Source organism: bacterium (assembly GCA_019695305.1).
Classification (GTDB): domain Bacteria; phylum UBA10199; class UBA10199; order UBA10199; family JAIBAG01; genus JAIBAG01.
Map to the genome: position 1 here is coordinate 51,222 of JAIBAG010000003.1, position 26,053 is coordinate 77,274.

The 26,053-nt window shown below is 40.8% G+C and carries 22 protein-coding genes; 10 read left to right on the forward strand and 12 right to left on the reverse strand.

What is annotated here, in order from left to right; genetic code table 11:
* Positions 1 to 14: 14 nt before the first annotated feature.
* Positions 15 to 1,550, forward strand: coding sequence for a glutamine-hydrolyzing GMP synthase (guaA, locus tag K1X76_02540; GenBank protein ID MBX7147939.1), 1,536 nt, complete (start codon positions 15 to 17; stop codon positions 1,548 to 1,550).
* Positions 1,551 to 1,582: 32 nt separating this feature from the next.
* Positions 1,583 to 5,065 carry a DNA polymerase III subunit alpha gene (dnaE, locus tag K1X76_02545; GenBank protein MBX7147940.1) on the forward strand — a complete coding sequence of 1,161 codons (3,483 nt, stop codon included), beginning with the start codon at positions 1,583 to 1,585 and terminating at the stop codon, positions 5,063 to 5,065.
* On the opposite strand, the gene K1X76_02550 is transcribed toward dnaE, so the two are convergent.
* The 7 genes from K1X76_02550 to K1X76_02580 all read right to left on the reverse strand — a co-directional run bounded on the left by K1X76_02550 (position 5,060) and on the right by K1X76_02580 (position 12,864).
* Positions 5,060 to 5,878 (reverse strand): protein-glutamate O-methyltransferase CheR, encoded by an 819-nt coding sequence (locus K1X76_02550; protein MBX7147941.1) that lies wholly within the window; start codon positions 5,876 to 5,878, stop codon positions 5,060 to 5,062. The genes dnaE and K1X76_02550 overlap by 6 nt on opposite strands.
* Positions 5,879 to 5,882: 4 nt before the next feature.
* Complete coding sequence (gene cheB, locus K1X76_02555; GenBank protein MBX7147942.1) at positions 5,883 to 6,908, reverse strand: chemotaxis-specific protein-glutamate methyltransferase CheB; 1,026 nt, start codon at positions 6,906 to 6,908, stop codon at positions 5,883 to 5,885.
* 2 nt (positions 6,909 to 6,910) lie between these two features.
* Positions 6,911 to 7,264 (reverse strand): hypothetical protein, encoded by a 354-nt coding sequence (locus tag K1X76_02560; protein MBX7147943.1) that lies wholly within the window; start codon positions 7,262 to 7,264, stop codon positions 6,911 to 6,913.
* Positions 7,265 to 7,300: 36 nt separating this feature from the next.
* On the reverse strand, positions 7,301 to 8,899 hold the full coding sequence (locus K1X76_02565) for a PAS domain S-box protein (protein ID MBX7147944.1): 1,599 nt from the start codon (positions 8,897 to 8,899) through the stop codon (positions 7,301 to 7,303).
* A gap of 38 nt (positions 8,900 to 8,937) precedes the next feature.
* Positions 8,938 to 9,408 carry a chemotaxis protein CheW gene (locus tag K1X76_02570; GenBank protein MBX7147945.1) on the reverse strand — a complete coding sequence of 157 codons (471 nt, stop codon included), beginning with the start codon at positions 9,406 to 9,408 and terminating at the stop codon, positions 8,938 to 8,940.
* 95 nt (positions 9,409 to 9,503) lie between these two features.
* The gene (locus tag K1X76_02575; protein MBX7147946.1) at positions 9,504 to 12,083 is read right to left on the reverse strand and encodes a hybrid sensor histidine kinase/response regulator; all 2,580 of its coding nucleotides are present in this window, start codon (positions 12,081 to 12,083) and stop codon (positions 9,504 to 9,506) included.
* Positions 12,084 to 12,162: 79 nt separating this feature from the next.
* A complete protein-coding gene (locus K1X76_02580) occupies positions 12,163 to 12,864 on the reverse strand; it encodes a LuxR C-terminal-related transcriptional regulator (GenBank protein ID MBX7147947.1) in 702 nt (233 codons plus the stop codon).
* A 272-nt stretch (positions 12,865 to 13,136) separates the two neighbouring features.
* Between K1X76_02580 and hflX the strand changes: the two genes are divergently transcribed.
* The 4 genes from hflX to K1X76_02600 all read left to right on the forward strand — a co-directional run bounded on the left by hflX (position 13,137) and on the right by K1X76_02600 (position 18,987).
* Positions 13,137 to 14,375, forward strand: a complete 1,239-nt coding sequence (gene hflX, locus K1X76_02585; GenBank protein ID MBX7147948.1) for a GTPase HflX — start codon at positions 13,137 to 13,139, stop codon at positions 14,373 to 14,375.
* Positions 14,376 to 14,522: 147 nt separating this feature from the next.
* Positions 14,523 to 15,260 (forward strand): lytic transglycosylase domain-containing protein, encoded by a 738-nt coding sequence (locus tag K1X76_02590; GenBank protein MBX7147949.1) that lies wholly within the window; start codon positions 14,523 to 14,525, stop codon positions 15,258 to 15,260.
* Between the two features lie 3 nt (positions 15,261 to 15,263).
* Entirely contained in the window at positions 15,264 to 17,546 is a 2,283-nt protein-coding gene (locus K1X76_02595) for a hypothetical protein (protein ID MBX7147950.1), read from the forward strand.
* 43 nt (positions 17,547 to 17,589) lie between these two features.
* Positions 17,590 to 18,987 (forward strand): sigma-54 dependent transcriptional regulator, encoded by a 1,398-nt coding sequence (locus K1X76_02600; GenBank protein ID MBX7147951.1) that lies wholly within the window; start codon positions 17,590 to 17,592, stop codon positions 18,985 to 18,987.
* On the opposite strand, the gene K1X76_02605 is transcribed toward K1X76_02600, so the two are convergent.
* From K1X76_02605 to fliD, 4 genes are read right to left on the reverse strand one after another with little or no spacing between them, the layout of a single operon-like run.
* Positions 18,982 to 19,533 (reverse strand): hypothetical protein, encoded by a 552-nt coding sequence (locus K1X76_02605; GenBank protein MBX7147952.1) that lies wholly within the window; start codon positions 19,531 to 19,533, stop codon positions 18,982 to 18,984. The two genes, K1X76_02600 and K1X76_02605, sit on opposite strands and share 6 nt — an antisense overlap.
* 7 nt (positions 19,534 to 19,540) lie before the next feature.
* Positions 19,541 to 19,921, reverse strand: coding sequence for a hypothetical protein (locus K1X76_02610; GenBank protein ID MBX7147953.1), 381 nt, complete (start codon positions 19,919 to 19,921; stop codon positions 19,541 to 19,543).
* A complete protein-coding gene (locus tag K1X76_02615; protein MBX7147954.1) occupies positions 19,905 to 20,300 on the reverse strand; it encodes a flagellar protein FliS in 396 nt (131 codons plus the stop codon). Before K1X76_02615 ends, K1X76_02610 begins: the two co-directional genes overlap by 17 nt.
* Before the next feature lie 9 nt (positions 20,301 to 20,309).
* Positions 20,310 to 21,719: a flagellar filament capping protein FliD gene (gene fliD, locus K1X76_02620; GenBank protein MBX7147955.1), complete on the reverse strand. Its 1,410-nt coding sequence runs from the start codon at positions 21,717 to 21,719 to the stop codon at positions 20,310 to 20,312.
* A 297-nt stretch (positions 21,720 to 22,016) separates the two neighbouring features.
* On the opposite strand from fliD, the gene K1X76_02625 reads away from it, so the two are divergent.
* Positions 22,017 to 23,513 (forward strand): hypothetical protein, encoded by a 1,497-nt coding sequence (locus K1X76_02625; protein ID MBX7147956.1) that lies wholly within the window; start codon positions 22,017 to 22,019, stop codon positions 23,511 to 23,513.
* Between the two features lie 83 nt (positions 23,514 to 23,596).
* Positions 23,597 to 23,968 (forward strand): flagellar protein FlaG, encoded by a 372-nt coding sequence (locus K1X76_02630; GenBank protein ID MBX7147957.1) that lies wholly within the window; start codon positions 23,597 to 23,599, stop codon positions 23,966 to 23,968.
* On the opposite strand, the gene K1X76_02635 is transcribed toward K1X76_02630, so the two are convergent.
* Positions 23,969 to 24,298 carry an iron-sulfur cluster assembly accessory protein gene (locus K1X76_02635; protein MBX7147958.1) on the reverse strand — a complete coding sequence of 110 codons (330 nt, stop codon included), beginning with the start codon at positions 24,296 to 24,298 and terminating at the stop codon, positions 23,969 to 23,971.
* A gap of 223 nt (positions 24,299 to 24,521) precedes the next feature.
* On the opposite strand from K1X76_02635, the gene K1X76_02640 reads away from it, so the two are divergent.
* Together K1X76_02640 and flgG are read left to right on the forward strand one after the other, a co-directional pair.
* Positions 24,522 to 25,241, forward strand: a complete 720-nt coding sequence (locus K1X76_02640; GenBank protein ID MBX7147959.1) for a flagellar hook basal-body protein — start codon at positions 24,522 to 24,524, stop codon at positions 25,239 to 25,241.
* Between the two features lie 16 nt (positions 25,242 to 25,257).
* Positions 25,258 to 26,046 (forward strand): flagellar basal-body rod protein FlgG, encoded by a 789-nt coding sequence (gene flgG / locus K1X76_02645; protein MBX7147960.1) that lies wholly within the window; start codon positions 25,258 to 25,260, stop codon positions 26,044 to 26,046.
* Positions 26,047 to 26,053 lie beyond the last annotated feature (7 nt).

Consider the following 26,053-nt stretch of genomic DNA (forward strand, 5'->3'; position numbering starts at 1 on the left):
TATGGCGAAATACTATGGATAAAGTCTTAGTTCTTGATTTTGGTTCTCAATACACCCAACTGATAGCCCGCCGTATCCGTGAACAAAAAGTTTACTGCGAAATCCTTAATTGCCGCACCAGTCTTTCTAAAATTAAAGAATTTAATCCCAGCGCTATTGTTCTGTCGGGCGGTCCCGATAGTGTTCTTAATAAAAAATCGCCTAAAATTGACCCTCAAATTTTTAACCTGGGGCTCCCTATTTTGGGGATTTGTTACGGCCTTCAATTAATGGCTCATCATTTAGGGGGTAAGGTTACGCATTCTGAAAAAAGAGAGTATGGTAGGGCCGAAATTGACGTGGTGGCTCGTGATAACGAGTTACTTGCCGGTGTGCCGCAGGGCTCGGTGATTTGGATGAGCCATGGGGATTCTATCGACCAAATTCCTACCGGTTTTCAAACCCTGGCGCGCTCTCATAATGGCATTATCACCGCCTTTGGTGATAAAAACCGGCGCTTGTATGGGCTTCAGTTTCATCCCGAAGTTGTTCATTCCGAATCGGGCACTCAGGTGATCCGTAATTTTCTGCTTACTGTTGCCGGTCTCAAGGCCGATTGGACGATGGATTCTTTTATCGAGAAAGAAGTTGAAAGAATACGTTCTATTGTATTGAAAGATAATGTTATTTTAGGTTTATCGGGTGGGGTGGATTCGTCGGTTGCTGCTGTTCTTATTCAAAAAGCCATTGGTAAACAGCTGACCTGCATTTTTATCAATAATGGGGTGTTGCGCTATAAAGAGGCACAGGATGTTCAAACCATGTTCCGCAAAAATTTTAAGTTAAAACTAAAATATGTGGATGCCTCGGCGGTGTTTTTAAAGGCTTTAAAAGGGGTGAGTGACCCTGAGAAAAAACGCAAGATTATTGGCCGTGTATTTGTAGAGGTTTTTGAAAAAGAATCTAAGAAAATCAAGAATGTAAAGTTTTTAGCTCAAGGAACACTTTATCCTGATGTCATCGAAAGTGTATCTCACAAGGGGCCTTCGGCCGTGATTAAAAGTCATCACAATGTAGGGGGCTTACCCGAGAAAATGGGCTTTAAACTTTTGGAGCCATTCCGCGAATTGTTTAAAGATGAAGTGCGCGAAATTGGAGCTAAGCTCAATATGCCGGCCGAAGTTTTGGGACGTCACCCTTTTCCCGGGCCAGGGCTTGCTATTCGCATTATCGATTCTATTACCGCTGATAAAGTAGAACTTTTACAAAAGGCCGATAAGATTGTGATTGAAGAGCTAAAAAAAGAGGGATGGTACAACTCGGTATGGCAGGCTTTTGCTGTTTTGTTGCCCGTAAAATCGGTGGGGGTAATGGGGGATGAGCGCACCTATGAAAACGTTTGTGCTGTGCGTGTGGTAGCAAGCGTTGACGGCATGACTGCCGACTGGGTATACTTGCCACAAAAACTTCTGGCTAATATTTCAAACAGGATTATCAATGAAGTACGGGGGATTAATCGTGTTGTCTACGATATATCCTCAAAACCTCCCGCCACTATCGAGTGGGAATAGGGCAGGCTCGCTTTTGATAGGGCTCAAAAATCATGTCCTTTAGTCATCTTAACAATCATTCTGAATACAGCCTCTTGAATGGTGCCTTGCGTGTGGGAGATATGGTGGCCAAAGCTAAAGAGTTTGGCCAAACGTCTGTTGCTCTTACCGATTATGGCAATATTTTTGGGGCCGTAGATCTCTTTACAACGGCCAAAGGAAAAGGGGTAAAGCCCATTATTGGCTGTACCGTTTTTCACCCCTCTTTCGACGATCATAAAAATAAAATCCATCGCCGTGGGATGGATCATCTTTTTCAGTTGGTATTGCTCATTCAAAATAAAGAGGGCTATCTCAACTTATGCAAGCTGATCACACAAAGCTATCTTGATGGTTTTTATTATAAGCCTCGTATTGATTCTGCTTTGCTTAATGAATATTCTGAAGGTCTTATTGCTCTTTCTGGTGGTTGGGACAGTGCTCTTAACCACTATGCCTACGAAGGTCAGCACGACAAGGCTATGGAATGGATGGAAAAGTACGCCACTATTTTTAAAGACCGCTACTATATAGAACTGCAAGACAATGGTATTGAAGCTCAAAAGCAAATGAACGCAGCTTTAAAAGATATGGCCCATAAAAAAGGCTTGCCTCTTGTTGCTACCAACAATTGTCATTATTTAAAGCAGGAAGAAGCCGAAGCGTTTGAAACACTCATGTGTATTCAAACGGGAGCTACCATGCATGGTGCCCATGGTAATTTAAAATTTTCTACCGACGGCTATTATTTTAAAAGCACTCAAGAGATGGAAGAGGCTTTTAAAGATTGTCCAGAGGCCATTGCTAATACTGAGGTTGTTGAAAATTTATGTAATTTTGAGTTTGACTTAAAAACATATTACTTTCCAAAATTTGAACCGCCACAAGGTTTAACGCTGGATGATTATTTGGATAAAGAGGCCCACCTGGGCCTAGATCAACGCTGGCCGCAGATTATTCATAACCGTAAACTTTTGTATCCTGATGTGCCGCTTGATGAAGTGAAACTCCGCGAAACCTACCAGGCTCGTTTGGAATTAGAATTAAAGCTGATTAAGCAGATGGGTTTTGCCGGTTACTTTTTAATTGTGTCTGATTTTATTTCGCATGCAAAAAACACTGGTGTGCCGGTAGGGCCCGGCCGTGGTTCGGCTGCAGGTTCTCTTGTTGCTTACTCGGTGCGTATTACCGACTTAGATCCTCTTCCGTATAATCTTCTTTTTGAACGATTTTTAAATCCCGAACGTGTGAGCATGCCCGACGTGGATATCGATTTTTGCATGCATGGCCGTTCAAAAGTTTTGGAATATGTGGGAAAAAAATACGGCAATGTGTCACAAATTATCACCTTTGGAAAAATGAAAGCCAAAGCAGTGTTGCGCGATGTTGGGCGTGTGATGGAAATGCCGTATGCCGATGTGGATAAAATAGCCAAACTCATTCCTAATGCTATCAATATTACGCTTGAAGAAGCTTTAAAAGAAGAGCCTCGTTTGCAGGAATTGGTGGACAACGATTCGCAAGTGGCGCGCCTTATGCAAATTGCCAAAAATTTGGAAGGTTTAAACCGCCATGCCTCTACCCATGCCGCCGGCGTGGTGATGTCCGATAAGCCGCTTACCAATTATTTGCCTCTTTATAAAGGCAGTAATGGTGACGTGGTGACGCAGTTCGATATGAAGTTTGTGGAAAAGATTGGGCTTATCAAGTTTGACTTTTTGGGTTTAAAAACACTTACGGTAATTAACGATGCCATTAAAATTATTAAACGCACTCAAAATGTAGAGCTTGAAATTTTAGACATATCGTTAGCCGATAAAGCTGTGTACGAGCTTCTTGCCAAGGGCGATACGGCAGGAGTGTTCCAGCTAGAAAGTTCGGGGATGCGCGATTTGCTCATCCGCATGAAGCCCAATACTTTTGAAGATCTTATCGCTATTTTGGCTCTCTATCGTCCTGGCCCGTTAGGGAGCGGTATGGTGGATGATTTTATTAATCGTAAATTAGGACGCACACCCATTGTTTACGATTTACCTGAATTAAAACCTATTCTAGAAGATACTTATGGCGTTATTGTTTACCAAGAACAGGTGATGCAGATTTCATCGGCGTTAGCGGGGTATTCTCTTGGTGAAGCCGATTTATTGCGCCGGGCCATGGGTAAAAAGAAGGCCGAAGAAATGGCTGCGCAGCGGGTGCGCTTTTTGGAAGGTGCCAAAACAAAGAAGGTTCCTAGCGATAAAGCTGAAAAGATTTTTGATTTGATGGCCAAATTTGCCGAATACGGTTTTAATAAATCCCACTCGGCCGCCTATGCCTTGGTTTCGTATCAAACCGCCTATCTTAAAGCTCATTATCCCGTAGAATATTTAGCTGCTATCCTCTCTACCGAAATGCATGATACCGACCGTATCCAGTTTTATAGTGATGACCTGAAACTACAAAAAATAACCATGCTGCCTCCGGATGTGAACGAAAGTTATTTTGGTTTTTCGGTAATGAGCAAAAATTCCATCCGTTATGGTTTGGGCGCAGTGAAGGGAATTGGTGAAGGTGCTATTGAGGCCATTGTTGAAGCTCGTAACGAAAAAGGACCTTTTAAATCTTTTTCCGATTTTTGCATGCGAGTGGATCATCACCGAATCAACAAACGGGTGCTGGAATCGCTCATTAAATGCGGGGCATTTGATCGTATTGAAAAAAACCGAGCTGTTATATTTGATAGTATTGAAGAACTTGTAGGGATGGCCATAAAAAATAAAAAGGAAAAGGGATTGGGCCAAGAGAGTATTTTTGGTCTTTTAAACGATAATCCTGCAGATGCCATGGCCTTTACACACAAGTCTGGCCCCGATTGGCCCGATAATCAAAAATTGGCATTTGAAAAAGAAGCCCTGGGTTTTTATTTTTCGGATCATCCGCTTTCTGGCTACCGTGAAGAAATTGAGCGTGTTTCCAATGCCGATACTCTTAAAATAAAAACTCTTACCAGTGAAGCCGAAGTGAATATGGCGGGTATGATTAAGGGGATTAGGGTCATTACCACCAAAAAGGGAAGCCGAATGGCTTTTGTAAATTTTGAAGATTTAAAAGGGACGGTTGAGGTGATTGTGTTTCCTAATACTTTTCAAAAGTCGGCTGAAATTTTAAAAGAAGATCAAATTGTTATCTTAAAAGGTAAGGTAGACCGGACGGAAGAGGGTTCTAAAATTTTGGCCGACGAATTTTTTCCGTTGCAGGAATTTTTGGGAAATAGAACGCGTAGTGTTCATTTTAAAATTCCATCTACGTTATTAACTGAAGATAAATTAAAAAATTTAAATTCTATTCTGCACGAATACAATGGATCGTGTAAAGGCTATTTGCATCTTATTGAATTGGGAGGGGTAGAAACTATTTTAGAACTCCCTCAGGGGTTAAGAATGGATGACCGCGATTCCCTGTCTGTTAAAGTAAATCACTTGTTTAATCAAAAAGTAGTGGAGTACGGATTATAGCGGATTTTTTTGATACAACGAGCACTGCAAGCCTTCCCATGTTTTAAAGACATTGGTAATTCCTAATGTTGTTTCGGGGCCTCCCAGTCCAAGACAGCCGTCGGTAGGCAGTAGTGAGTTGATATTTTCCAGTATTCTCTTTTTTATATCAGGTTCAAAATAAATCAGTACGTTTCTAATGAGAACAATATCAAACTCTCCCAAATGCTGAAATGAGTTGAGCAGGTTCAGGTTTTCAAAGCGGGTCATTTTTTTTAGTTCATCTTTAATTTTCCATCCGGCATCGGCCCTTTCAAAAAAACGAGCCAATAAATGGCAAGATAAGCCGCGTTGCACCTCATAGTGTGTGTATATGCCACTGTTTGCACGTTTAATAACATTTTTTGATATATCGGTACCCAGTATCTGGATATCCCAGCCACTAAAATCGCAGGGATGAGTTATTAAACTGATGGCAAGCGAGGTGGCTTCTTGGCCGTATGAACTGGCGGCCGACCAAATACGGAGTTTTTTTGTGCTTTCACGTGCTTTATAAAAATATGGAAATATAGCTTCGCTTAAGCTTTTAAAAAAAAGATCATCTCTAAAAAATAGTGATTCATGAGTGGTAGCTAGATCAATCACATCATCTAAAATATCGTTATTGGTAGATATGAGTTTTAAGAGTTCTGCAAGAGAATCAACTTTGTGTTGTTCAAGTAAAGTATGCAGTCTTACCGATAAAAAATTTGGATTCGCGTTATCAATTTTATTTCCACTTTTATCGTAGATAATTTGTTTTAAAGTGGCTATGGCTAAGTCTTCAGTCGACATAAATTTATTTAATCAGTGAGGCTAAACATTCCGGTGTTCCTATTGCTGATGCTAAATTTTCTTTTACAACAGCACCTGGCATGCCCCATACTGTGCTGCTGGCTTCATCTTGAGCAATAACAATCCCATGCTTTTTTACTATTTCTATGCTCCCGCGTTTCCCATCTTCACCCATTCCTGTAAGGACAACTCCCAGTAATTTATCTCGATAAACATTGGCAGCGCTTCTAAAAAGAGGATCGGCTGATGGCTTGCAATAATTTTCTTCCGGTCCATCGTAGAGTCTTATATGTGTAGTAATCTGGTTGTACTCAAGCATCATGTGTGAATCACCGGGTGCTAAATAAACATTGCCATCAAAGATGGGATTTTTATCAATTGGTTGAATACAGGGGCGAGAAGTGGATTTTGTTATTCGTTCAGCGAGTGAGTCAATCATCATGCTGGGCATGTGCTGGACAATAAAAATAGGTTTTTCAAACTGAGGACGTAGAGCTTTTAAAAAGGAAATAAGAGCATTGGGGCCACCCGTGCTTGCAGCAATAACAATGGCGCTTGGCTTGATAGATGCCTGAGATTTATGAGAAATAGTTGTAGTAGGTATGTGCTCTTTTGTTTCTGATATAGCTCTAATTTTAGTTGTGAGAGTTGCAACAATTAGCTCAGGCTCTGTGCCAAGATCAGTAGTTGACGGCTTTGTTACATAATCAGAGGCTCCCATCAGAAGTGCTTTTATGGTTTGAGATGAGCCTTGCTCTGTGTAGGCACTAACCATAAGTACCTTCGTTTTAGGGTATTGTTTTGTAATAAGAGGAAGAAGGGTAAGTCCATCCATTTCTGGCATTTCGATATCTAACAAAATAATATCAACAGGAGTATCTTTTAAAAATTCCAGTGCTTGGTTGCCATTATGGGTCACGCCAGCAACAAAAAAATCATTTTCCTTGGACAATTGCATTTTCCAAAACGAGCAGATCATTGTTGAGTCATCAACAATAAGTATCCTGATTTTTTCAGATTTGTCTGTCATACTTATTTCCAAAGTAATGTAAACATCATGCCAAAACCCAAGCTTCTAAAAATAAAAGCCGTATAACCAATTTTAATATGTATGGGGCGCCATTTTTGTATAAGCGCAGGTTTATTGCTAAAGTAAAGTATCAAGCCTAGAATAAGCGCCGGAAAATAGAGCAGGGTAGCAAGAGATGAAAATAAGATATGTGTTTGCTGTAATACGCTAAGAGTAAAAGAGAGGGCTGTTTTTATAGCGTCTCTTTGTATTTCCAGTATAAGTACGGTTATTAGGTCGCTCACAATAGCCGCTATCATCAGGCGGGCATGCAGCGGCCTGTTTTTACGCAGGATCAACCCTAAAACAAGCAACAAGTAGGATAGGGTTGCTATCCACATGAAGGGATGCATTTATAACCATCCTAAAGATTTCAAGAAATCGCGTATGGTAGCGGTTTGTCCTGTAACCTGGTTAAGAGTTTGCGAGCATCGTTGTACCTGACTGGCACTTTTAGCAGCTTCCTGGGCCGCCTGTGATACGTGTAAAATACTCTTGTTAACTTCGGTAGTACCCTTAGAGGCTTCTGTAACCGAACGAGAGATTTCGGCTGTAGCTGCACTTTGTTCTTTAACTGCCGCAGCAATAGCCATGGATGTTTCATTGAGCTGGTTAATAACTTCGGATATGGTTTGAATGGATACAACGGCTCCTTGAGTGTCTTTTTGCACGCTTGAAATTTTCTGATTAATTTCCTCGGTAGCTTTTGCGGTTTGACGAGCCAATTCTTTTACTTCGTTAGCAACAACGGCAAAACCTTTGCCAGCTTCGCCCGCACGGGCTGCTTCGATGGTGGCATTAAGAGCGAGCAGGTTTGTTTGTTGGGCAATAGAAGCAATCACTTTCACAACCTGGCCAATTTCATCGCTCGATTTGGCTAAGACATTCATAATGTTTGTAGCAGTCACCGCATCCTTAGATGCTTTTTGTGCCACCTGAGCGCTTTGCTCTGTTCGATCCGAAATTTCACGGATAGATTTTGTCATTTCTTCGGTTGCAGCCGAAACAGCTTGTACGCTGGTAGACGCTTGCTCGGAGGCCGCTGCTACAGCTTGAGATTGCTTGGCGGTTTCTTCGGCTCCGGCAGCCATGCTTTGGCTGGCTACTTCTAATTCACCAGAGGCCTTGCCAAGAGATTTTTCAACGTTATCAACATCGGCCGCAATTTTAACTTTATCGGTAATTACCGACCAGCTGGCCATAGCGCCAATATAGGCATTATCTTTACTAAAAATAGGCGTCACCAAAAGGTCTAATGTATCCGTTCCTAATTTAATGCTGGCCTGGTGGGGTAAATTTTTAGGATCGGATAGCATCTTGCGTTGCATTTCCGGGTTTTTATGAAAGATATCAATTTTTTGCCCAATCATTTTTTCAACAGGAATAGGCAATAATTTTTCGATGCTCTTTAAGGTTTTTGTTGAGGCCGGGTTCATGTAGGTTAAAGTTAAGTCTCTATCAGCCAACATCACATTAATAGGCAGCGAATTCATCATGTTTACAAGCTTAGAAACTTCTTCTTCGCTTTTTAGTTTATCAATCATCTGCGCGGTAATGTCGCTCGCAAATTTAGTTACTTTATAAACATTTCCTTTTTCATCTTTAATAGGGGTGTAAGTGGCCTGGATGTATATAACCCGCCCACCTTTGGCAATACGTTTAAATTCGGCCTGTTTAAATTCGCCGCGTTTTAAAGCAGGCCAAAAGTCGGCATACTCGGCGCTTTTTTTATAATTTTCTTCTACAAAGATGGAATGGTGTTTGCCCTTAACTTCTTCCAGGGTATAACCCATGGCACCTAAAAAGTTGGGGTTGGCGGTAATAATAGTGCCGTCGGTTTCAAAATCGATAGTCGCCTGCGTTTCGTTAACGGCGCGCATGATGGCGGCATTGTTTGAATTGACCGATACCCCTTGAGCCGATGATTTTTTTTGTGCTGTTTTTGCCGACATAAAGTCTCCCTTTTTATAAAAAAATAATAAACAATGGCTTAGCCATTGTTTTTAATGTTGTTGTTAATATCGAGTAACGCTTTTACATCCATCACCACCAGTAAACCTTTTTGCAGTTGATAAACCCCTTTGCAGGTATGGCGCCAGTGTGGAGCCAGTGTTGCTGGGGGGCTTTCAAATTTATTTTTAGCTACAGGAATTACATCGCCAACAGAATCAACCAATAAACTAAACAGTTCTTCACCGTCGGCAACAATAATGCACATGCTTTCCTGAATAGAAGGGGCTGCATCAAGGCCTAATCTTTCGCGTAAATCAACGGCTGTTACAATTTGACCTCTTAAATTAAGGAGCCCGGCCAGTGCTTTTGTTGATTTGGGAATAGGGGTGATGGTTTGCATGGGTAACACTTCTTGAACTTCTAATACCGATAAACCTAAAAGTTGGTTGTCTAAATAAAACGATACGTATTCGATATTATTTTCTTTGCGTCTGTCGGCATCACTCACACGTCGCTCTACTCCATTGGGAGGGCCTAAATCCTGCTGGCGTCTTTCGGTGCCAGAACGATCGACGGAGCTATCCTGTTTGTTCTCACTTAAGCTCACGCTTGGCCTCCTGCATTATTTTGTTTGAGTGTTTTGCTAATGGCTTCCAGAACCATGTCTTGATCGAATTTGATAAGATAATCGGTAAAACCAAGCTGCATCCCTTTTTCACGACTAGGAGGTGCCGCTAAAGTTGTCAGTGCCAATGCCGGCAAGTTCTTCAGATTGTCGTTAGAGCGTATATTGGAAATAAGGCCAAAGCCATCCATGTTGGGCATTTCAATATCGCTTAGTAATAAATCGAACCCGCTATCTTTTTTAAGTATTTTTAAAGCTTCGGCACCATCTTCGGCTGTGGTCACATCAAAACCGCGGCTTTCAAGAATGGGGCGCAGTAAATTACGAAAGAAGGCCGAGTCGTCTACAAACAGAATGCGCGATTTCTCGTTTTTGGTTTCACTTTTCAGTTTAAACCAATCGGGGTAGGCAATTCTTAAAAAGTGGTAGACGTCAATAAGCTCGGTAGCGCGGCCCGCAATGATAGATCCACCTAAAAAGCCGGGTCGAATTCCGGATGTATCCAGTTTTAAATGTTCATCTACAATATCGACAATTTCTTCCACAAGGAGGCCCATGCCGCGTTCTCCGTCGGTAAAAATAATGGCGGTAATAGGGAGGTCGGTAAATTTTTCGATATTCAATTTGTCGGAAGCTTTAATTAAAGGGAGCAAGGAATTACGATATTGTACTACAAGTTGGTTGCCCACTTTTTCAATTTTGGATGTTTCAAATTCTTCAAGACGCGCAACAAGAGCAAGAGGCACGGCAAAATGAGATTGGGAATCGCTCTTAAACACAAGTAACGATGTTTTATCGCTTGTGCCCATTTCCTTGGCTGTATCTAATCCTGCTTGAGCCGCATCACTTATAACTTGCGGGAGAGCCTGAGCTGAAATACGGGCAATATCTAAAATAATAACAACACGACCATCGCCCAAGATGGTGCTTCCTGAAAATAAATTAACTTCTCTTAAAAGGCGCCCGACTGGTTTTACAACAATTTCCTGGGTATCGTAAATCTCGTCTACAATTAATCCAAACTGCATGTCAGCTACTTGAACAACTACTATAGATAACAAATCATGTTCTACATTAATCTCATTTTCTTTCTTTAAGCCTAGTACTTCCGAAAGAGTGATAAGGGGCAACAATTTACCTCGTAAACGCAGAACTTTTGCACCCTGAATGGTGTCTACAAAATGACGATTGGTTTCTGATATGTGAACGAGTTCTAAAACACCCACTTGCGGGATGGCAAAAATATTTCCTTTTCCATCGCCAGCGCGAACAATGAGTGCCGAGATAATGGCCAGCGTGAGAGGTATTTTAATTTTGATGCATGTACCCACTCCAACGGTACTCGAAATATCAACCGAGCCCCCAATGCTTTCAATGTTACTGCGTACCACGTCCATGCCTACGCCGCGTCCTGAGACTTCGGTAACTTTGGCCGCTGTAGAAAAACCTGGTTCAAAAATATAACGTAATATTTGTGTGTCCGATAAATTATTGGCAATTTCTTTTGATACAAGTCCTTTTTCAATAGCTTTCGCTTTAATGATATCCGGATTAATGCCGCCGCCATCATCTTCAATTGCAATAATGATGTGACCGCCCTCATGAAAAGCCTTTAATGTAATTTTACCAACGGGCGATTTTCCAGAGGTGGCACGTTTGTCGGGCTTTTCAATGCCGTGATCGGCTGAATTACGCACACAATGTGTGAGAGGATCTTGTATGGCTTGCAAAATCTGGCGATCAATTTCGGTTTCCTGTCCAATCATCACCAGTTCCAGTTTTTTTCCCGTTGCCTGTTCTAAATCGCGCACAATACGGGGGAGTTTAGACCAGGCATTGCCAATGGGTTGCATGCGCGTTTTCATAACAGCTTCTTGTAAGCCCGAGGTAACACGGTTTAATTGCTGAATAGGGTTTAGATAGGGCGATTCATCTTCACCTCTTACTAATTGCAATAATTGATTGCGATTTAATACAAGTTCACCCACTAAGTTCATGAGTTGATCTAATATACCAATGTTGACTCTTAGTGATTGATCACTTGCAGGAGCTTTAGTTTCCATTTTTGGCGTAGTTTCAGACTGTGCGATTGAAGCAACAGGTTTTGATTCTTGTTGAGGGGTATTCTGACTAGTTGTATCTGTTATGGCTGTTGTATTTTCTTCTCTCGATATAATATTGTCAGTATCGAGTACGGATTTTAAGTTTTGAATAGCGACCGAATCATCGCCAGTGGGTTCTTCGCCTGTTCTTTCAAGGCACTCGGCAATATGTTTGACGATATCAATAGCAACTAGTATGGCGCTTATAGCTTGAGCTGTAACGGGGATGGCTCCATCACGTAGTTTAGCCAAAACATCTTCGGCCACATGAGATATTTTTTCCATGCGGCCAAGGCCAAACATACCACATGTTCCTTTGATGGTGTGCATGGCCCTAAAAATAATTTTTAGAACATCCAAGTTGTCCGGCTTTTTTTCTAATTCAACAAGTCCGTTTTCAAGGCGTTCTATGTTTTCAGAGCATTCAACTAAAAATTCATTAAGAATCTCATCCATTTTGCCCAAGAATACATTTATTTTAAATTATGGAAATGATGAGAAAATGAGGACAAGTATTGACATGATTAGTGACAAGCTATTGAGTGTTTTGGGTAGTAAGGTGCCGTGTGAGATTAACTTTATGATTTTTTAGGCCCATTTTTTTTCTCATGCGATTTCTATATGTAGTTACAGTATGGGTAGAAATATGAAGGAGGTTCGCTATTTCTTTGGTGGAATGGCCAATTTTAATGAGGTTTGCTACTTCTTCTTCTTTTTGCGAAAGTGGGTTATCGTTGTTTAGTGCAAGTATAGAGGAGCTATTATCAACTAATCCTAATATATTCTTTTCTAGTCTTAACATTAGTTGTGGCTTAAATAGCTTATTGATTTTAATTTGGTTTATCACGGGCAATACAAGCAAGCATATTTTATTTTTTAAATTTTCTTTGATCTCTGTTTTTTCACTCACAAACGTTTCAATAATTTCTTTGATTGTTGTTGTTTTTTTCTCCACTTGCAATTTAAGTGATAAATTTTGTTCCTCTAGCAATGCCTCCGAATTTATGTCTCTAATATGACCAATAGCTATTTTTTGATCGATCAATTTAATTCCCCGGTTTCGTACCCAGCGTATTTCTCCGTTTGCTTGTAAAATTCTGTACTGGATATCAAAATTTGTTTCTTGTGGTGGTATGAGTATTTTGTCTAGAGGATGAATAGAATGAAACCAATAATTTATTCCTAAAGTAGAGTCGTCTGAGTCAAGGTTCCACAGCGTATTAAATCCATTGCTCATGTAATAGATGCTGCTAAAATTTTCGGTAGCAATCCAAAAACATTCGGATGTCAGTTTGTTAACGAGCGAGATTAATAAATTACTGATGGAATTTTCACTTAGTGACAGATTCATTTGTTTAGTAGAGAATGTTTAAATATTTTTTTAAAACAATTTAGTTTATTTTTATGTTTTTGTTAACAAAATAATCTATATATTTCATGTAGATATGGATAGTTAATGGGTAACTATCAATGTTGATGTGGATAATTTTTTTCTGACGGAGTTTTTGTATGGAGTTTAAAAATGACAAGGCCTTTTTGGTTGGAATTGTTAAGCCTGGAGAAAAAATATCCATAGGAGAAGACTCTTTGGTGGAATTGCGTTCGCTTTCTGATACCTCGGGAGTGCATGTTATAGGAGAAACCCTTGCTGTTTTGCGCAAAATTACGCCAGCTACTTTTATTGGTTCTGGAAAAATGGAAGAGCTTGCAATGCTAGTGGCAGAAAAGTGCGCATCGGTGGTAATTGTAGATACCAATTTATCGCCAGCGCAAAATAGAAATTTGGAAGAAGGTTTAAAAGTGCGCGTGATTGATCGCACTAGTCTTATTTTAGATATTTTTGCTCAGCATGCAACATCCCGCGAGGGGAAATTGCAGGTGGAACTCGCTCAATACGAATATTTGTATCCACGTTTAACCGGCATGTGGACTCACTTATCCAAGCAACGTGGCGGTGGAGTGGGGTTAAGAGGTCCGGGTGAAACACAGCTTGAAGTTGATCGCAGACGTGCTCGCGAGCGGATGGTACATGTTAAAAAGAATCTTGAAAAAGTATCACAAAGTCGAAGTTTACATCGCGAAAAACGTGAAACTATCCCTATTCCTACCGTTACATTTGTGGGTTACACCAATGCAGGTAAATCAACTTTATTTAACGCGCTTTGTAAGGCCGATGTGCTGGCCGAAGATAAACTATTTGCCACACTCGATCCCAAAACAAAAAAAATAAGATTGCCCTCTAATCGCGAAGTTCTTTTTACCGACACGGTGGGTTTTATACGCAATTTACCTCACCAGTTAGTTGAATCATTTAAATCCACTTTTGAAGAAGCTCGGGCGTCCAATTTACTTTTGCATGTCATTGATTACTCTCGTGACGATTATAAAGAACACAAAAAAGTAGTGGAAGACGTGTTGGCCGAATTAGAACTTAGCTCCATCCCCATGCTGAATGTGTACAACAAAATTGATCTCAAAGATTTGGAACCTCGTCAGGAAGACGACAATGTTTATATTTCGGCTTCCAAAAAAGATGGTCTTCATCTTTTGCTCACAGCAATTGATAGTGCGCTTTCAAGTCGTTATCCTCTGGTTCATATGTTTTTGCCCTATCCATACGGGGCTGTGCTGCGTGATTTGTACAATCACGGTAAGGTAGAATGGACCAAAAACCAGGAAAATGGGGTAGAATTGATGGTGGCAATACCCGAAAAATGGGTCAAGAAGTACCAAGCCTATGTGATCTAGAAGCGGCAATATTTTCCCTCTTTCCTATAAAGCCTTCATTTTTCCCTATTTTCTTCTTAAAAAATGTAATAATATCAAAGGGATAATATTTACTCTCCAAGGGGATGCTGGCACTGGGCTTGCTATCTATAGAGGGCTGGAGGCTATATGATATCGTCAATTAAACCGCAGGTAGTTGATAAAAAAGAAGTTAATCCCAGTTTATCGCCGGGGTCTCAAAACGTTTCCAAACAAAATCCCTATTATAATTTAATCAACAAATACATGGATACGGCCAGTAATAGTGCTTCTCCTGTTTCGGGTTTACCACACATAACAACTTTAGGTTCGGGCTTTGCTCATACAATTCGTGATTATTTAGCGGATGCGGGTCTTGTTGAACGCGAAGCGCATGCCGAGACAAAACAGGCAGAGTCTGTTGCACCTAAGGTTGAGGCGCAAACCAACGCTATTCGTACACCTGCCGAGCATGCCAATCGTCATCCTATGCCAAAACTTGATAACATTTCGCCCGAAATTAAACAGGCCATTGAAGAGGCTGCTGATAAGTACGATGTTTCCAAAAAATTAATAGCCGCTGTTATTAAACAAGAATCTAATTTTAATCCTAAGGCACGCTCAGCTGTTGGAGCTCAGGGGTTAATGCAACTGATGCCTGGAACCGCTCGTGATCTAGGTGTTAAAAATGCATATAATATCCGTGATAATATCGATGGAGGCGTGCGGTATTTAAAAAGTATGATGGATAAGTTTGGTGATGTTAAAAAAGCTTTAGCTGCTTACAATGCCGGACCTGGAGCGGTTCAAAAATATCAGGGAATTCCACCCTATAAAGAGACAATGGCATATGTTTCAAAAATAATGGATAATTACAAAAAAGTATAATTCATGGCGCAATTTTTTAAACAAATATTGATGGCGGTGGTGTTGGGGTTTACCCTGGTGTATTCTGCTTGGGCAACCGACGCGGTAGTGCCCGCAGCTTCACCCGAAAAACCTGCTGCCGAATCTCCAAAAAAACTAGAGCCAGCAAAGGAAGCTACTCCATCACCTCCGCCTGTAGTGCCACCATCCGACCCTATTGCTAAAAAAAATGCGTTAAGAGACATGGCCGATTTGATTGATTTGGTTTCTCCCTCGCATGAGCCATATCTAGAGGTATATTTGCCTAAAGTACCCGAAATTTTGGTGATTCATAAAGCGATCTATCCTTGGGAAGAAATGGGCTATCCCCAAATTAAGGATTGGGATTTTAATGCTAAAGAAATAAAAATTCACGAATATCACGATGTGATTGCTTTGCTTAAAAAGGATTTAGCAAACAAAGATACGCTTTTAAGAATGGAAAAAGAGTATCTTTTAGCCGATTTACTTTTAGTGACTGGGTTAAAGGATCGCAAAAAGGATTTGAATGATTCCTACAAGGCATATCAAGCAGCATTGGCTGATTATCCACGTTCATCCTATGGCTTGGCCGCTAGTTATCATATAGGTCTTATTCTACTTAATTTACACCAGTACACCGATCTGATTGCGCTTTCTCGGCGTCAGGAAACCTTATGGTCTTCCGATGATTACTGGGCCAGTATGTTTCGTTCGCTGGTACTTGAGTCGTATTATCAGCGTGGGCGTTATTTGCGTTTAGAAGATTATATTTGGGAGTTAGCTTCAAAAATTAACAAAGATGAACTTAAATCTCATTATGCGCGCCGGTATGCCGATGCTCTTTTTTGGCAAAAAAAATATACCGATGTTGTGGAATGGTACAAAAACGATAGTGTTCGTACGTTTTTAAATGATGCTAACGATTCGGCTCGGGCTTCGCGTTTGTATTATGCTGAATCGCTGTATCAAATTGGACGCTTTGTAGATGCCAAAAATGAATTTTTAGCCTTCCAAAGCTCGTTTGAAGGGGATTATCAAAAAAGCGTTATCATTTATCGTTTGTATCAGTGTGTGTTGATGGAAAAAAAGGATTTGGATACTTCCATGGAGGATTTTTACCGTTTCTTTTTACGTGATGATCATCCCGTTATTAAAAATATGGCCCAAATCCAGTGGGCACGCCTTGTAGCCAAGCTTGATAATTCTCGTTTACATATGAATGCGCACGTCTATATGGATGGGCTACTAGCTAAAGAAAAATCTGGAAGTATTCGTAAAGAAATTCATTATGTAAAATCTCTCTTAGAATGGCGACTTAACGATCCAGCTCAAGCCTTTCAAACAATTGTTCGTGTAATCCCACGTTACTTCTTTCACGAAACAGCCGATGAACTTACAAAATCGGCCAGCGATATTGCTGTACAACTTTTATTAAACCAGGCTCCACATTATTGGGATAAAAAAGATTATGTAGGTTTTTTGGTGCAGTGCGATAGGTTGAGTACGTCCATTCAAGTATCAAGTCTTAAAGAAGATATTTTGATGTGGGTTGGGCGTGCTTATGTAGAAAGTGGTATGGTGCCTTCTGGCGCTCGTTTATTTGAACGTCTTTTGTTTGAAATGGATGAATCTAAAAAAGGACGGTTGGCTCTGGAATTGGCACGTGCCTATGGTATTATGGGCGATACCGACTTTATGGGGCAGGCTCTCGATATGGTAAAGGCTGTTCCTTCCGATCCTCAAGAAAAAATTTTGTATTATTTAACTTGGGCTATTTACGATTTAGCTAAAGAACGTTACACCGATTGTGTACAGCAGTTTGATTCTTTGTTGCAGCAAGGTGTAACTGGTAGTGAGTTGTTTAATTATAGTTTGCAGGGTGCGCAGTGTGCGCGTAAGGGCAAAATGTATGACCAGGCTTTAAAATTTATTAGTCTTTTGGGTGCTAAAGATGATACGATTCCACAAAATTTACCACCAGAAATTATGCGTTGGTACGAAGAAGGTTTGTTTGAAAAAATAAATATTTATGTTGAAAAGGGAGATACAGATAAAGCATTAAAATTGTTTGAAACCATGAAAAGTGCTTTTAACCAGTTTGACCCACCGGTGGAGACTATATTTTTAATAGTTGATGCTTATCGCAAGGAGCATCAACCTGATATGGCGGCTTCGATATGGAAAACATACACCGAAGATTCTCCTACAATTCCAAAAAAGTTTAGCGAGCAATATGCCGAATTGTTGGAGATGTTGAGCCGGGTGGAACTGTTGCCGGGTGAATAGATGTGATTTTGCCCTTGGTAGATTAACAGACTCTAAGGAGGTTATGATGAAAGCGATTATTGCTGAAAAAGAACGGGCCATTCGCCGATTAGCGGTGTCAGTTTTTGAGAAAAAAGGTTTTGATGTTACTCGTGCCGAAGATGGGCATGGATTGGAAACTCTTTTACAGGAACGATCGGATGTACTTTATATAGATACAGCTATTCTTGATTCGCGTACCTTGTCTAGTATTCGCATTTATCAGGAATTTAATCCTTCTTCGGTTATTATTTTATCGGTTCATGATATTGCCAACTCACATTTGGGAATTTTTTCTGGCCCTGTTGAAGTAATTTATAAGCCTTTTACCGATAAAGAAATTGAAAGTGCTTTAAATAACGCTTGTGAAAAAATGCCAAAGTTAGATCCAAGTATTCCGGAAGTTCATGAATCAGTTTATCTCGATTTAGAAACTCTCCCCAGTATTAAATCGCATCCTGGCATGAAAAAAGCCGTTTCTCTTATTAAAAGCGTGGCTGCCAGTGATATTACCGTTTTAATTAGTGGCGAATCTGGTGTGGGAAAAGAAGTTTTTGCGCGTACCCTTCATTCGCAATCACTCAGGGCCGATAAACCGCTAATTGCTATCAATTGTGCGTCGGTTCCCTCTAATTTGCTAGAAGCTGAGTTGTTTGGTAGTGAAAAGGGGGCTTATACCGGGTCGTCGCAACGTCGTTTGGGAAAATTTGAAGCGGCGCAAAATGGAAGTATTTTGCTGGATGAAATTAGTGAAATGGATTTAACTTTACAATCCAAATTGTTGCGTGTGATTCAAGAAAAAGAAATATATCGCATTGGTGGCAACGAAAAAATAAACCTTGATGTAAGGCTTGTGGCCATGACTAACCGCGACTTAAAAACATGGGTTGAAGCCGGAAATTTTAGGGAAGATTTGTTTTATCGTTTAAATGTTATATCTATTCATATTCCTCCCTTGCGTGAACGAGTAGACGATGTGCCTGTTTTGGCCGAACATTTTATTGCCCGTTTTAATCGGGATAATCCTGGACGCAATTTAAAACTTACTGACGATGCCTTAAAGCAGCTTAAAGAGCATACTTGGCCTGGTAACGTGCGTGAACTTGAAAATATTCTTCTAAGATCAGCTTTTTTAACAAAAGGTTCGCTTATGAACCGCATTTATTTTGATGAAAACCAGGCTCGCGATTTGGCATCAATACCCTTGTCTACATGTACTCTTGATGAAATGGAGCGCATGATGATTCAAAATGCGCTTGGCATGCATGACGGCAACCGCGTGCGTGCTGCAAAGCAATTGGGTATTAGTGTGCGAACATTGCGTAATAAGTTACGGCAATATAGAGAAGAAAATAAAACGGGAGCTCCCCTTATTGCAGATGCCGGCGATGCCGATGAAGAAGAGGCTGTTTTGGCCTCATGAGTTTTCGTTATGTTTTGTTTTTTTAATGTTGTGACGCTGCAGATGATTCACGTATTTAATGATGATGTCACGGTGTGATTCGTCAATGTTTGTAAAACCTAATTCCACTTTATAAAAATTTCCTTCTTGTAGGCACGATAGTACTGTAACCTCGCATTCTACAGTTTTAAAAGGATAACCCGGAAAACCGATGAGTATAGTCAGTATGTCTTCGTGAATGAGTGAAGTGTTATGGTTTAAAACCATTTTTTCACCACTTAATGTCACTGTTGTTTTGCGTAGTTCTATTTTTTTTTGTTCTACCGGTCTTTGTATGCTGTCGTAAAGTGAGTTTACTAAAACGGTCAATCGTGTTAAATCTTCTGTGTCTTCCCGTTCATTATATAAAAGAGAATCCTTAAAGTTTTTAATTTCCAAAGAAATAAGATTTAAAGTTGGTGGATAATCATCGGTCTGTGTTGTTTGATTTTTTTTCAGAAAAGCCAGATAAACGTCTCCCGTTTCTTCATGGTATGAACTATTAGAATGGTTATCTGTTGTGTTCATAATAAGATTAAAAAGAGGTGTTAAGGCTCTGTGGTTCTTTTTCTTCTGGTATGTTGATGTTAATTTTATTTAAATTGATCATGGTTTCAAGGCAGTTCTTCTTTTCATTTTCTAATACCTGAAGCAGACGTGGTATGAGTAATTCCACTTCCTTCATGTGGCCAATAACATTTTTTTGCATGATTTGATTAGGGCAGGGGTGTTGTAGATTTTGAATGTTCTGATCTACCTTTTCAAAAAGATCCATGAAGGTTGCTATGTTTTTTTCAGAATAGTTTTCATTTTGGGGTAGGGTGACATCGGCCAAAATACTAATAGCCAACGATTGCAGTGTTTTCCATGCGGTAAGATGATCTTCCCATGTTGTAATATTAGGAACGTTCTTCATTTTGCTTTTTTTCCAAACCTTTCCACGCTTGAAGTAACGATTCCAATACGGCAAGCGCGTTTTTAAGATGTAGAACCGGGTCTTCTTTGGGAAGAACAGCAAGTGACAATTCGTGTATGGTGTAATGATACAATTGAACAAGTTTCACAGCTACATCGCCGCCCTCGGAAGTATTTACATGTTCCATTAGGGCATCCACTATTTTAATAGTTTTATTTACGGCTTCCAAAGCAGGGATGCGTTGCTGCATTTTAAAGCGTTCGTCGGCTTGCTTTAGTTTGGTGATCGCATTTTCAAATAGCATCACCATGAGTGTTTCGGTGGATGAGCTTCCAATACGGTCGGTCATTGCCTTTTGGTATGCCATGTAATTATTCATAAATGCCCCTTATAAGAGTTTGTTCGAATTTTGAGAGTAAACATCAAAAAATGATGTGATTTTGCTTTCGTTTGCTTTTAATTTATTCATTGTCACTTCCAGCGCGGCAAATTTTTTGGCCATGCGGTCTTGATATTGCACCACCATGGCTTTTCTTTCTTTAATGAGCTTTTCGTAATAATCTTTACTGTGGGTTAATTCTCTATTTTTGCTTGTTAAAGTTCCGCTGGCGTTCACAAGGCCATCAGCAAATGTGAACATTTTTTCGGTAATCCCGTCTTCGTTGGTAGATCCATCAAAAAGTTTTTTAACATCTTCTACGTTTTGTTCAATGGCGCGGGTAAGTGTGGGGGTATCTATTTGAATTTTGCCTTTTATATCACGCGAAATCCCTATTTCGGCAAGTGACGAGTACTCGTAACCGGCCAAGCTTCTAAACTTGGTAGCCATGATATTGCTTAAATTAAGAGCGGCGCTACTAAAGGTAATGTCAAAAGCTAAGGGGCCATATTGATCGGTTTCGGGATCTTTGTTGATGGCCGTATTAATAGAAGTGCGCAAACTTTCGTAAGCCGATACAAAATTAGTGATTTTGGTTACGATGCTGGCTGTATTTTGAGATACTTTAATAACCACGTCGCTAGTGCTATTGGTTTGCAGTAAATTAAATGAGACGCCCTGGATAGCATTGGTTACCGAGTTGCTGGCGCTTTCTACGTCAATACCATTCACTTTAAACATGGCGTTTTGGGCCTGATTAACGGCAAGGTTTGTCAGTACGTTATCAACAGTAAGGCTAACTCCGGTTACGTTTACGCTAATGTCGGTATCTTCGCCGGTAGTTGAGGAAGTGAGCACAAGACGGTAAGGAGTGGCTCCGCCGTCATTAATAATGCTGGCTCTTACTCCCATGTCCTCATTGTTAATGGCGGCTGCTATGTCGATAAGGGTAGAATCATCAGACGCAATATCTATATCACGTGTGCTTCCATCATAAGTAATAGAAATAGTGCCGGCGCCCCAATTACTGCTGCTGGAATCAGCTTTCCCTTCAAAAATAACTCTATCAGGTTGTGCTAATTGAGATACATCACTAATAACGGTATTTCCCACTGTTGATGTTTGAGAGTTTAGTGTGGTAACGGTTATATAACTTGCATCCGAAGAAGAGGCCGATTTTGTTTCCCAAATAGAATTAAGAGGATTGTTAAATTCTTTCGCGGTTTGACTAAAAGATTGAATGGAGCTTATCAGTGGCGCCATAGCGTTTTGGCGCGCCTTCAGTAATTCAATTTTTTCCTGAATAGGTGTAACTATTTGAAGATTTTTGATATTCACTAGAGACTCTAAGATGCTCTGTGTATCAAGTCCTGAAGCTAAACCTCCAAAATTAATGGTTCCTGTGCTGGTTGTTCCCACTCAAAATCCTCCTCGATCTTTCTTCCATAACGGCTCTTTAGCCTAATTTATTACCCTTATTTTTTATTTTATCTTTAATAGGTAAAAATTAAAACTAAAATGTGTTAAATGATAAGTATTTAAATATATGAAATATAATGATATTTTAAAATATATTAAAAATAAGGGTATAAAAAAACACTGTTTTTTGAATTTATTTTTCAAGTTTTCAAATGAGCTTCCGTCTAAGTGACCTGAGGGACTAAATCTCTCAAACGCATTTTGCGTTAGGGTAATTAACTTTAAAGGAGGAATAAAATGGGATTAAGAATTAACACAAACGTGGCCTCATTACAGGCCCAACACGGTTTAGATCGTTCTAGCAAACGCTTGAACATCGCTCTCGAAAGACTGTCCAGCGGTTCGCGCATCAATCACGCGTCCGATGACGTGGTAGGTCTTTTGAAATCAGAAAACTTAAGATCACAGATTCGTGGTATTGCCGTTGCTAAAACCAACGCTTCCAACGCTTTATCTGCCCTTCAGTCTGCTGAAGGTGGTCTTTCACAGTTAACAGAAATCGCGCAACGTATTCGTGAATACGTGTTGACTGCTGCCGATGAAAACATCTCGGCTGCTGACCGTTCTAACATCACGACCTCAGTGTCGGATTTGACGAACGAATTCAACCGTATTGCTACCGCTACCGAATTTGACGGCAACAACTTACTCACCGGTAACTACGTTGGTAAGGACTTCCAAATTGGTCCTCGTGCTAACAACTACGTAAGTATATCCATCGACGATGCCCGTGCTTCGGCTATTGGTCAGGTGTATACTCTTACTTCTACAACCACACTCGACATCACAGTAGGCAGCGCTTCGGCTTTGGCCGCACTTGACACCACCATGGAAATCAACAACATCGCTTTGGATGCGGCTGATTTCAGTGATGACGGTGTTTCTTCTGTAGATGGCGACAAATCGGCTTTGGCCTTTGTGAATGCCATCAACAACATTTCGGGTTCTACCGGCGTGTTGGCTCAGGTAAATACAAACTCTTACGTTGTAACTTATGCTACTTCGGGCGACATTTTGGCCGCCGATGAGTTTATGGTGAATGGTGTAAGTGTAGCTCAAGCTGCTTATACCATGAACGATGATACCGATATGACGGCTCTTGTTGCTGCTATTAACAACAAGACCAACCAAACCGGTGTTACCGCCGCCATCGATACAACCAACAACACCATTACGTTTGAAGCGAACGACGGTCGTAACATCCAGATTAGCTGGGATATGGCTGCCGCTTTAACGGCTACGGGTTATCTTTTCAACACTATCGGCGGCACTCATGCTGTATCGGTTGGTGCTGATTCGATTGACGAAATATACCGTGGTACCTTCAAACTGTTCTCGGATGAAAACTTCACTGTAGATAACGCCGGACCCGAAATCGCTTCCAGCGATGCCGCAACCGGTTCCTTAAATAGCTCCACTTCGCTTAACGACGTAGATGTGAGCGATGCTGCTGGTGCTACTGAAGGTCTGTTTATCTTAGATAACGTGATTCGTCAGCTGCAAAATCGCCGTTCGGATGTGGGTTCTAAGTCCATCCGTATGGAAATTGCCGTGAACGAATTGGACATACGTTCTGAAGCTTTCTCTTCTGCGGAATCCATCATCCGTGATGCCGATATCGCAAAAGAAACAGCAGAACTCACCTCGTCCCAGATCTTGCAACAAGCTGGTGCGTCGGTGCTCCAGAGAGCAAACGCTCTCCCGCAAATCGCTTTGACATTACTCCAGTCTTAATGATGGAGTAGTAAAGAAGTAAGGGATAAAAGGGCCGGGGCCTTAAAGAAGCCCCGGCCCAAATCCCCTGAAGTGAGGTTTTTATGATGACCGAAGGCATTAAACAGGTAAGTCCCCTGGCTCCTGTTCAAGGCAGTGTAGCCATCGGGACAAAAATGGAAGGGGCTTCACATGACGAAGCTCCAAAAAAAGAAAAGGAAGTTACGTTTGCCATGGCCTCTAAAGTGGCCCAAGAATTAAACAGGCAAATTGAACCTTCGCACAAAGTCCGTTTTCATGTGCGCGACATTAGTAAAACATCGGGAAATAATATCGTGATTCAGATTTTGGACGGGGAAGGGAAAGTGATTACCGAAATTCCTAGCGAAAAGGTAAAACAAATGGCCGAAGCCGTAGCTAGCCAGGCTTTTGGAGAAGCCTCGCACGGGATGATTGTGGATCACGTGGCCGCTTGATTAAACGGTAAACGAAACACCACAACCGCAAGTGCCTGTAGCATTAGGGTTACTCACAGTAAAGCCAGTCCCTTTAAAATCATCCACAAAATCAACTGTTGATCCATTTAAATAGCTCATGGCTTGAGGTGCTACTAATACTTCTATGCCATCTGCTAAAATGGTTAAGTCATCTTCTTGTTTAGCATCAAAGCCAAAATCATATTGATAGCCGCTACAGCCACCCGCTTCTACGGAAATTCTAAAAAACTTGCCTGGAGTCTTGTTTAAAAAGCCTTTTACACGCTCAATGGCGGGCTGGGTGAGGTACAAAGTAGGTTGTGTTGACATAAATCTCTTTCTTTTCAAAGATTTACGCTTATTTTTACTATCTGTCAACCTTCTTTATAGGTGTTTTTTTAAAAGTGTACGCTGAAAAAAATTCCTACTTGAGGAAAAAGCTCATTATCTTACATTTTATAATAAACCCATATTTTTCAATATCTTATAATATAAATGGGCCGCAGGCCTCAAATGGCATCCTGATTGCTGTTTAAGGCCATGAGGAGAAGTTATGCCATCAGGTGTTTATTTAACAATGCAAGCCATGAAGCTCAAGTTAGAAGAGCTTGATAATTTGGCACACAACCTAGCCAACGTGAATACGGATGGCTTTAAGGAAGAGAACGTCAATTTTGAATCGGTGCTTACTAATGCTGAAGGTGGTGATGGGCAAAAGGAAAATACAGCTGTGGCTTTTAAGTCTATTAATTTTGCACAAGGTCCCATTGTCACAACAGGCGATGAAATGAATGTGGCGCTTCAGGGTCCTGGTTTTTTTGAAGTTCAAACCGAAACGGGCAATTTTTATACGCGTGACGGTGTTTTTGGAATTAATGCAAGCGGTGAGTTGGTAGATACCAAAGGTGGAAAGGTAATGGGGGAAAGCGGCAGTATTGTTCCAGGTAATGGCAGAATAGAAATTAGCCCCAGTGGTGTGGTGATGGTGGATGGGGAAGAAAAAGGAAAAATTAAAATGGTTGAGTTTGGTGATTTGGGACAGGTTAAATCGGTAGGGAGTTCGCGCTTTAAAGCCAGTGACCAAGCTAGCCCTCAAGTAGCCAAGCACAGTGAGCTATTACAAGGAAAAGTAGAACAATCGAACACGAGTACGGTTGGAAATTTGGTGAAACTGGTTGAAGTAACTCGTCAGTATGAAACATACCAGAAGATTTTAAGTCAGCAATCGAAGATGGATGAAGAATCGGCAAATTCATTAGGACGATTAACGTAATTTTTAGGGAGGTTTTATGTCACTTAAAGCATTGTATTCGGCAGCAACCGGAATGGAAGCGCAAGAAACGCGTATTAATAACATAGCAAACAATCTCTCAAACCTTAATACCGTGGGTTATAAAGCCTCACGCGAAACTTTTGAAGATATGGTGTATGAACAGGTACAAACGCCCGGACAAAAAACAGCCACCAACACAGTGTCTCCCATTGGTATCCAAATTGGGCATGGTACGCGCTTGGTAGGTGTATATAAGCAGTTTACCGCTGGCGAATTAACCCAAACAAATCGTGAGTTGGATGTGGCTATTGAAGGTAACGGTTTTATAAAAGTAACCTTGGATGATGGTAGCAGCGCTTATACACGCGATGGATCATTCCGCGTAAATTCCGAAGGTATTTTGGTAAACAGTCGCGGCTATAAAATTGATGGTGATTTAACTATTCCGCTTGAAGCCGAATCGGTCACTATTGGCAAAGACGGTACTGTATCAGCGAGTCTCACAGGTGAAGCTACCGCTACCACTATCGGTAATATACAACTGCAACTCTTTAGAAACCCTGCAGGTTTAAAGGCTATGGGCCAAAATTTGTATGCCGAAACAGAAGCATCCGGAACGCCTACAGAAGCTACTCCGGGCACAGCGGGTGCCGGAAGTATTGCTCAGGGATTTGTTGAAAATTCCAATGTGAATATTGCCGAAGAATTGGTGAGCATGATTATTGCTCAAAGAAGTTATGAAGCTAATTCTAAGGTGTTGTCGTCAACCAGTGAAATGCTAAGAAACTCAAATAACGTTATATAATTTTTTT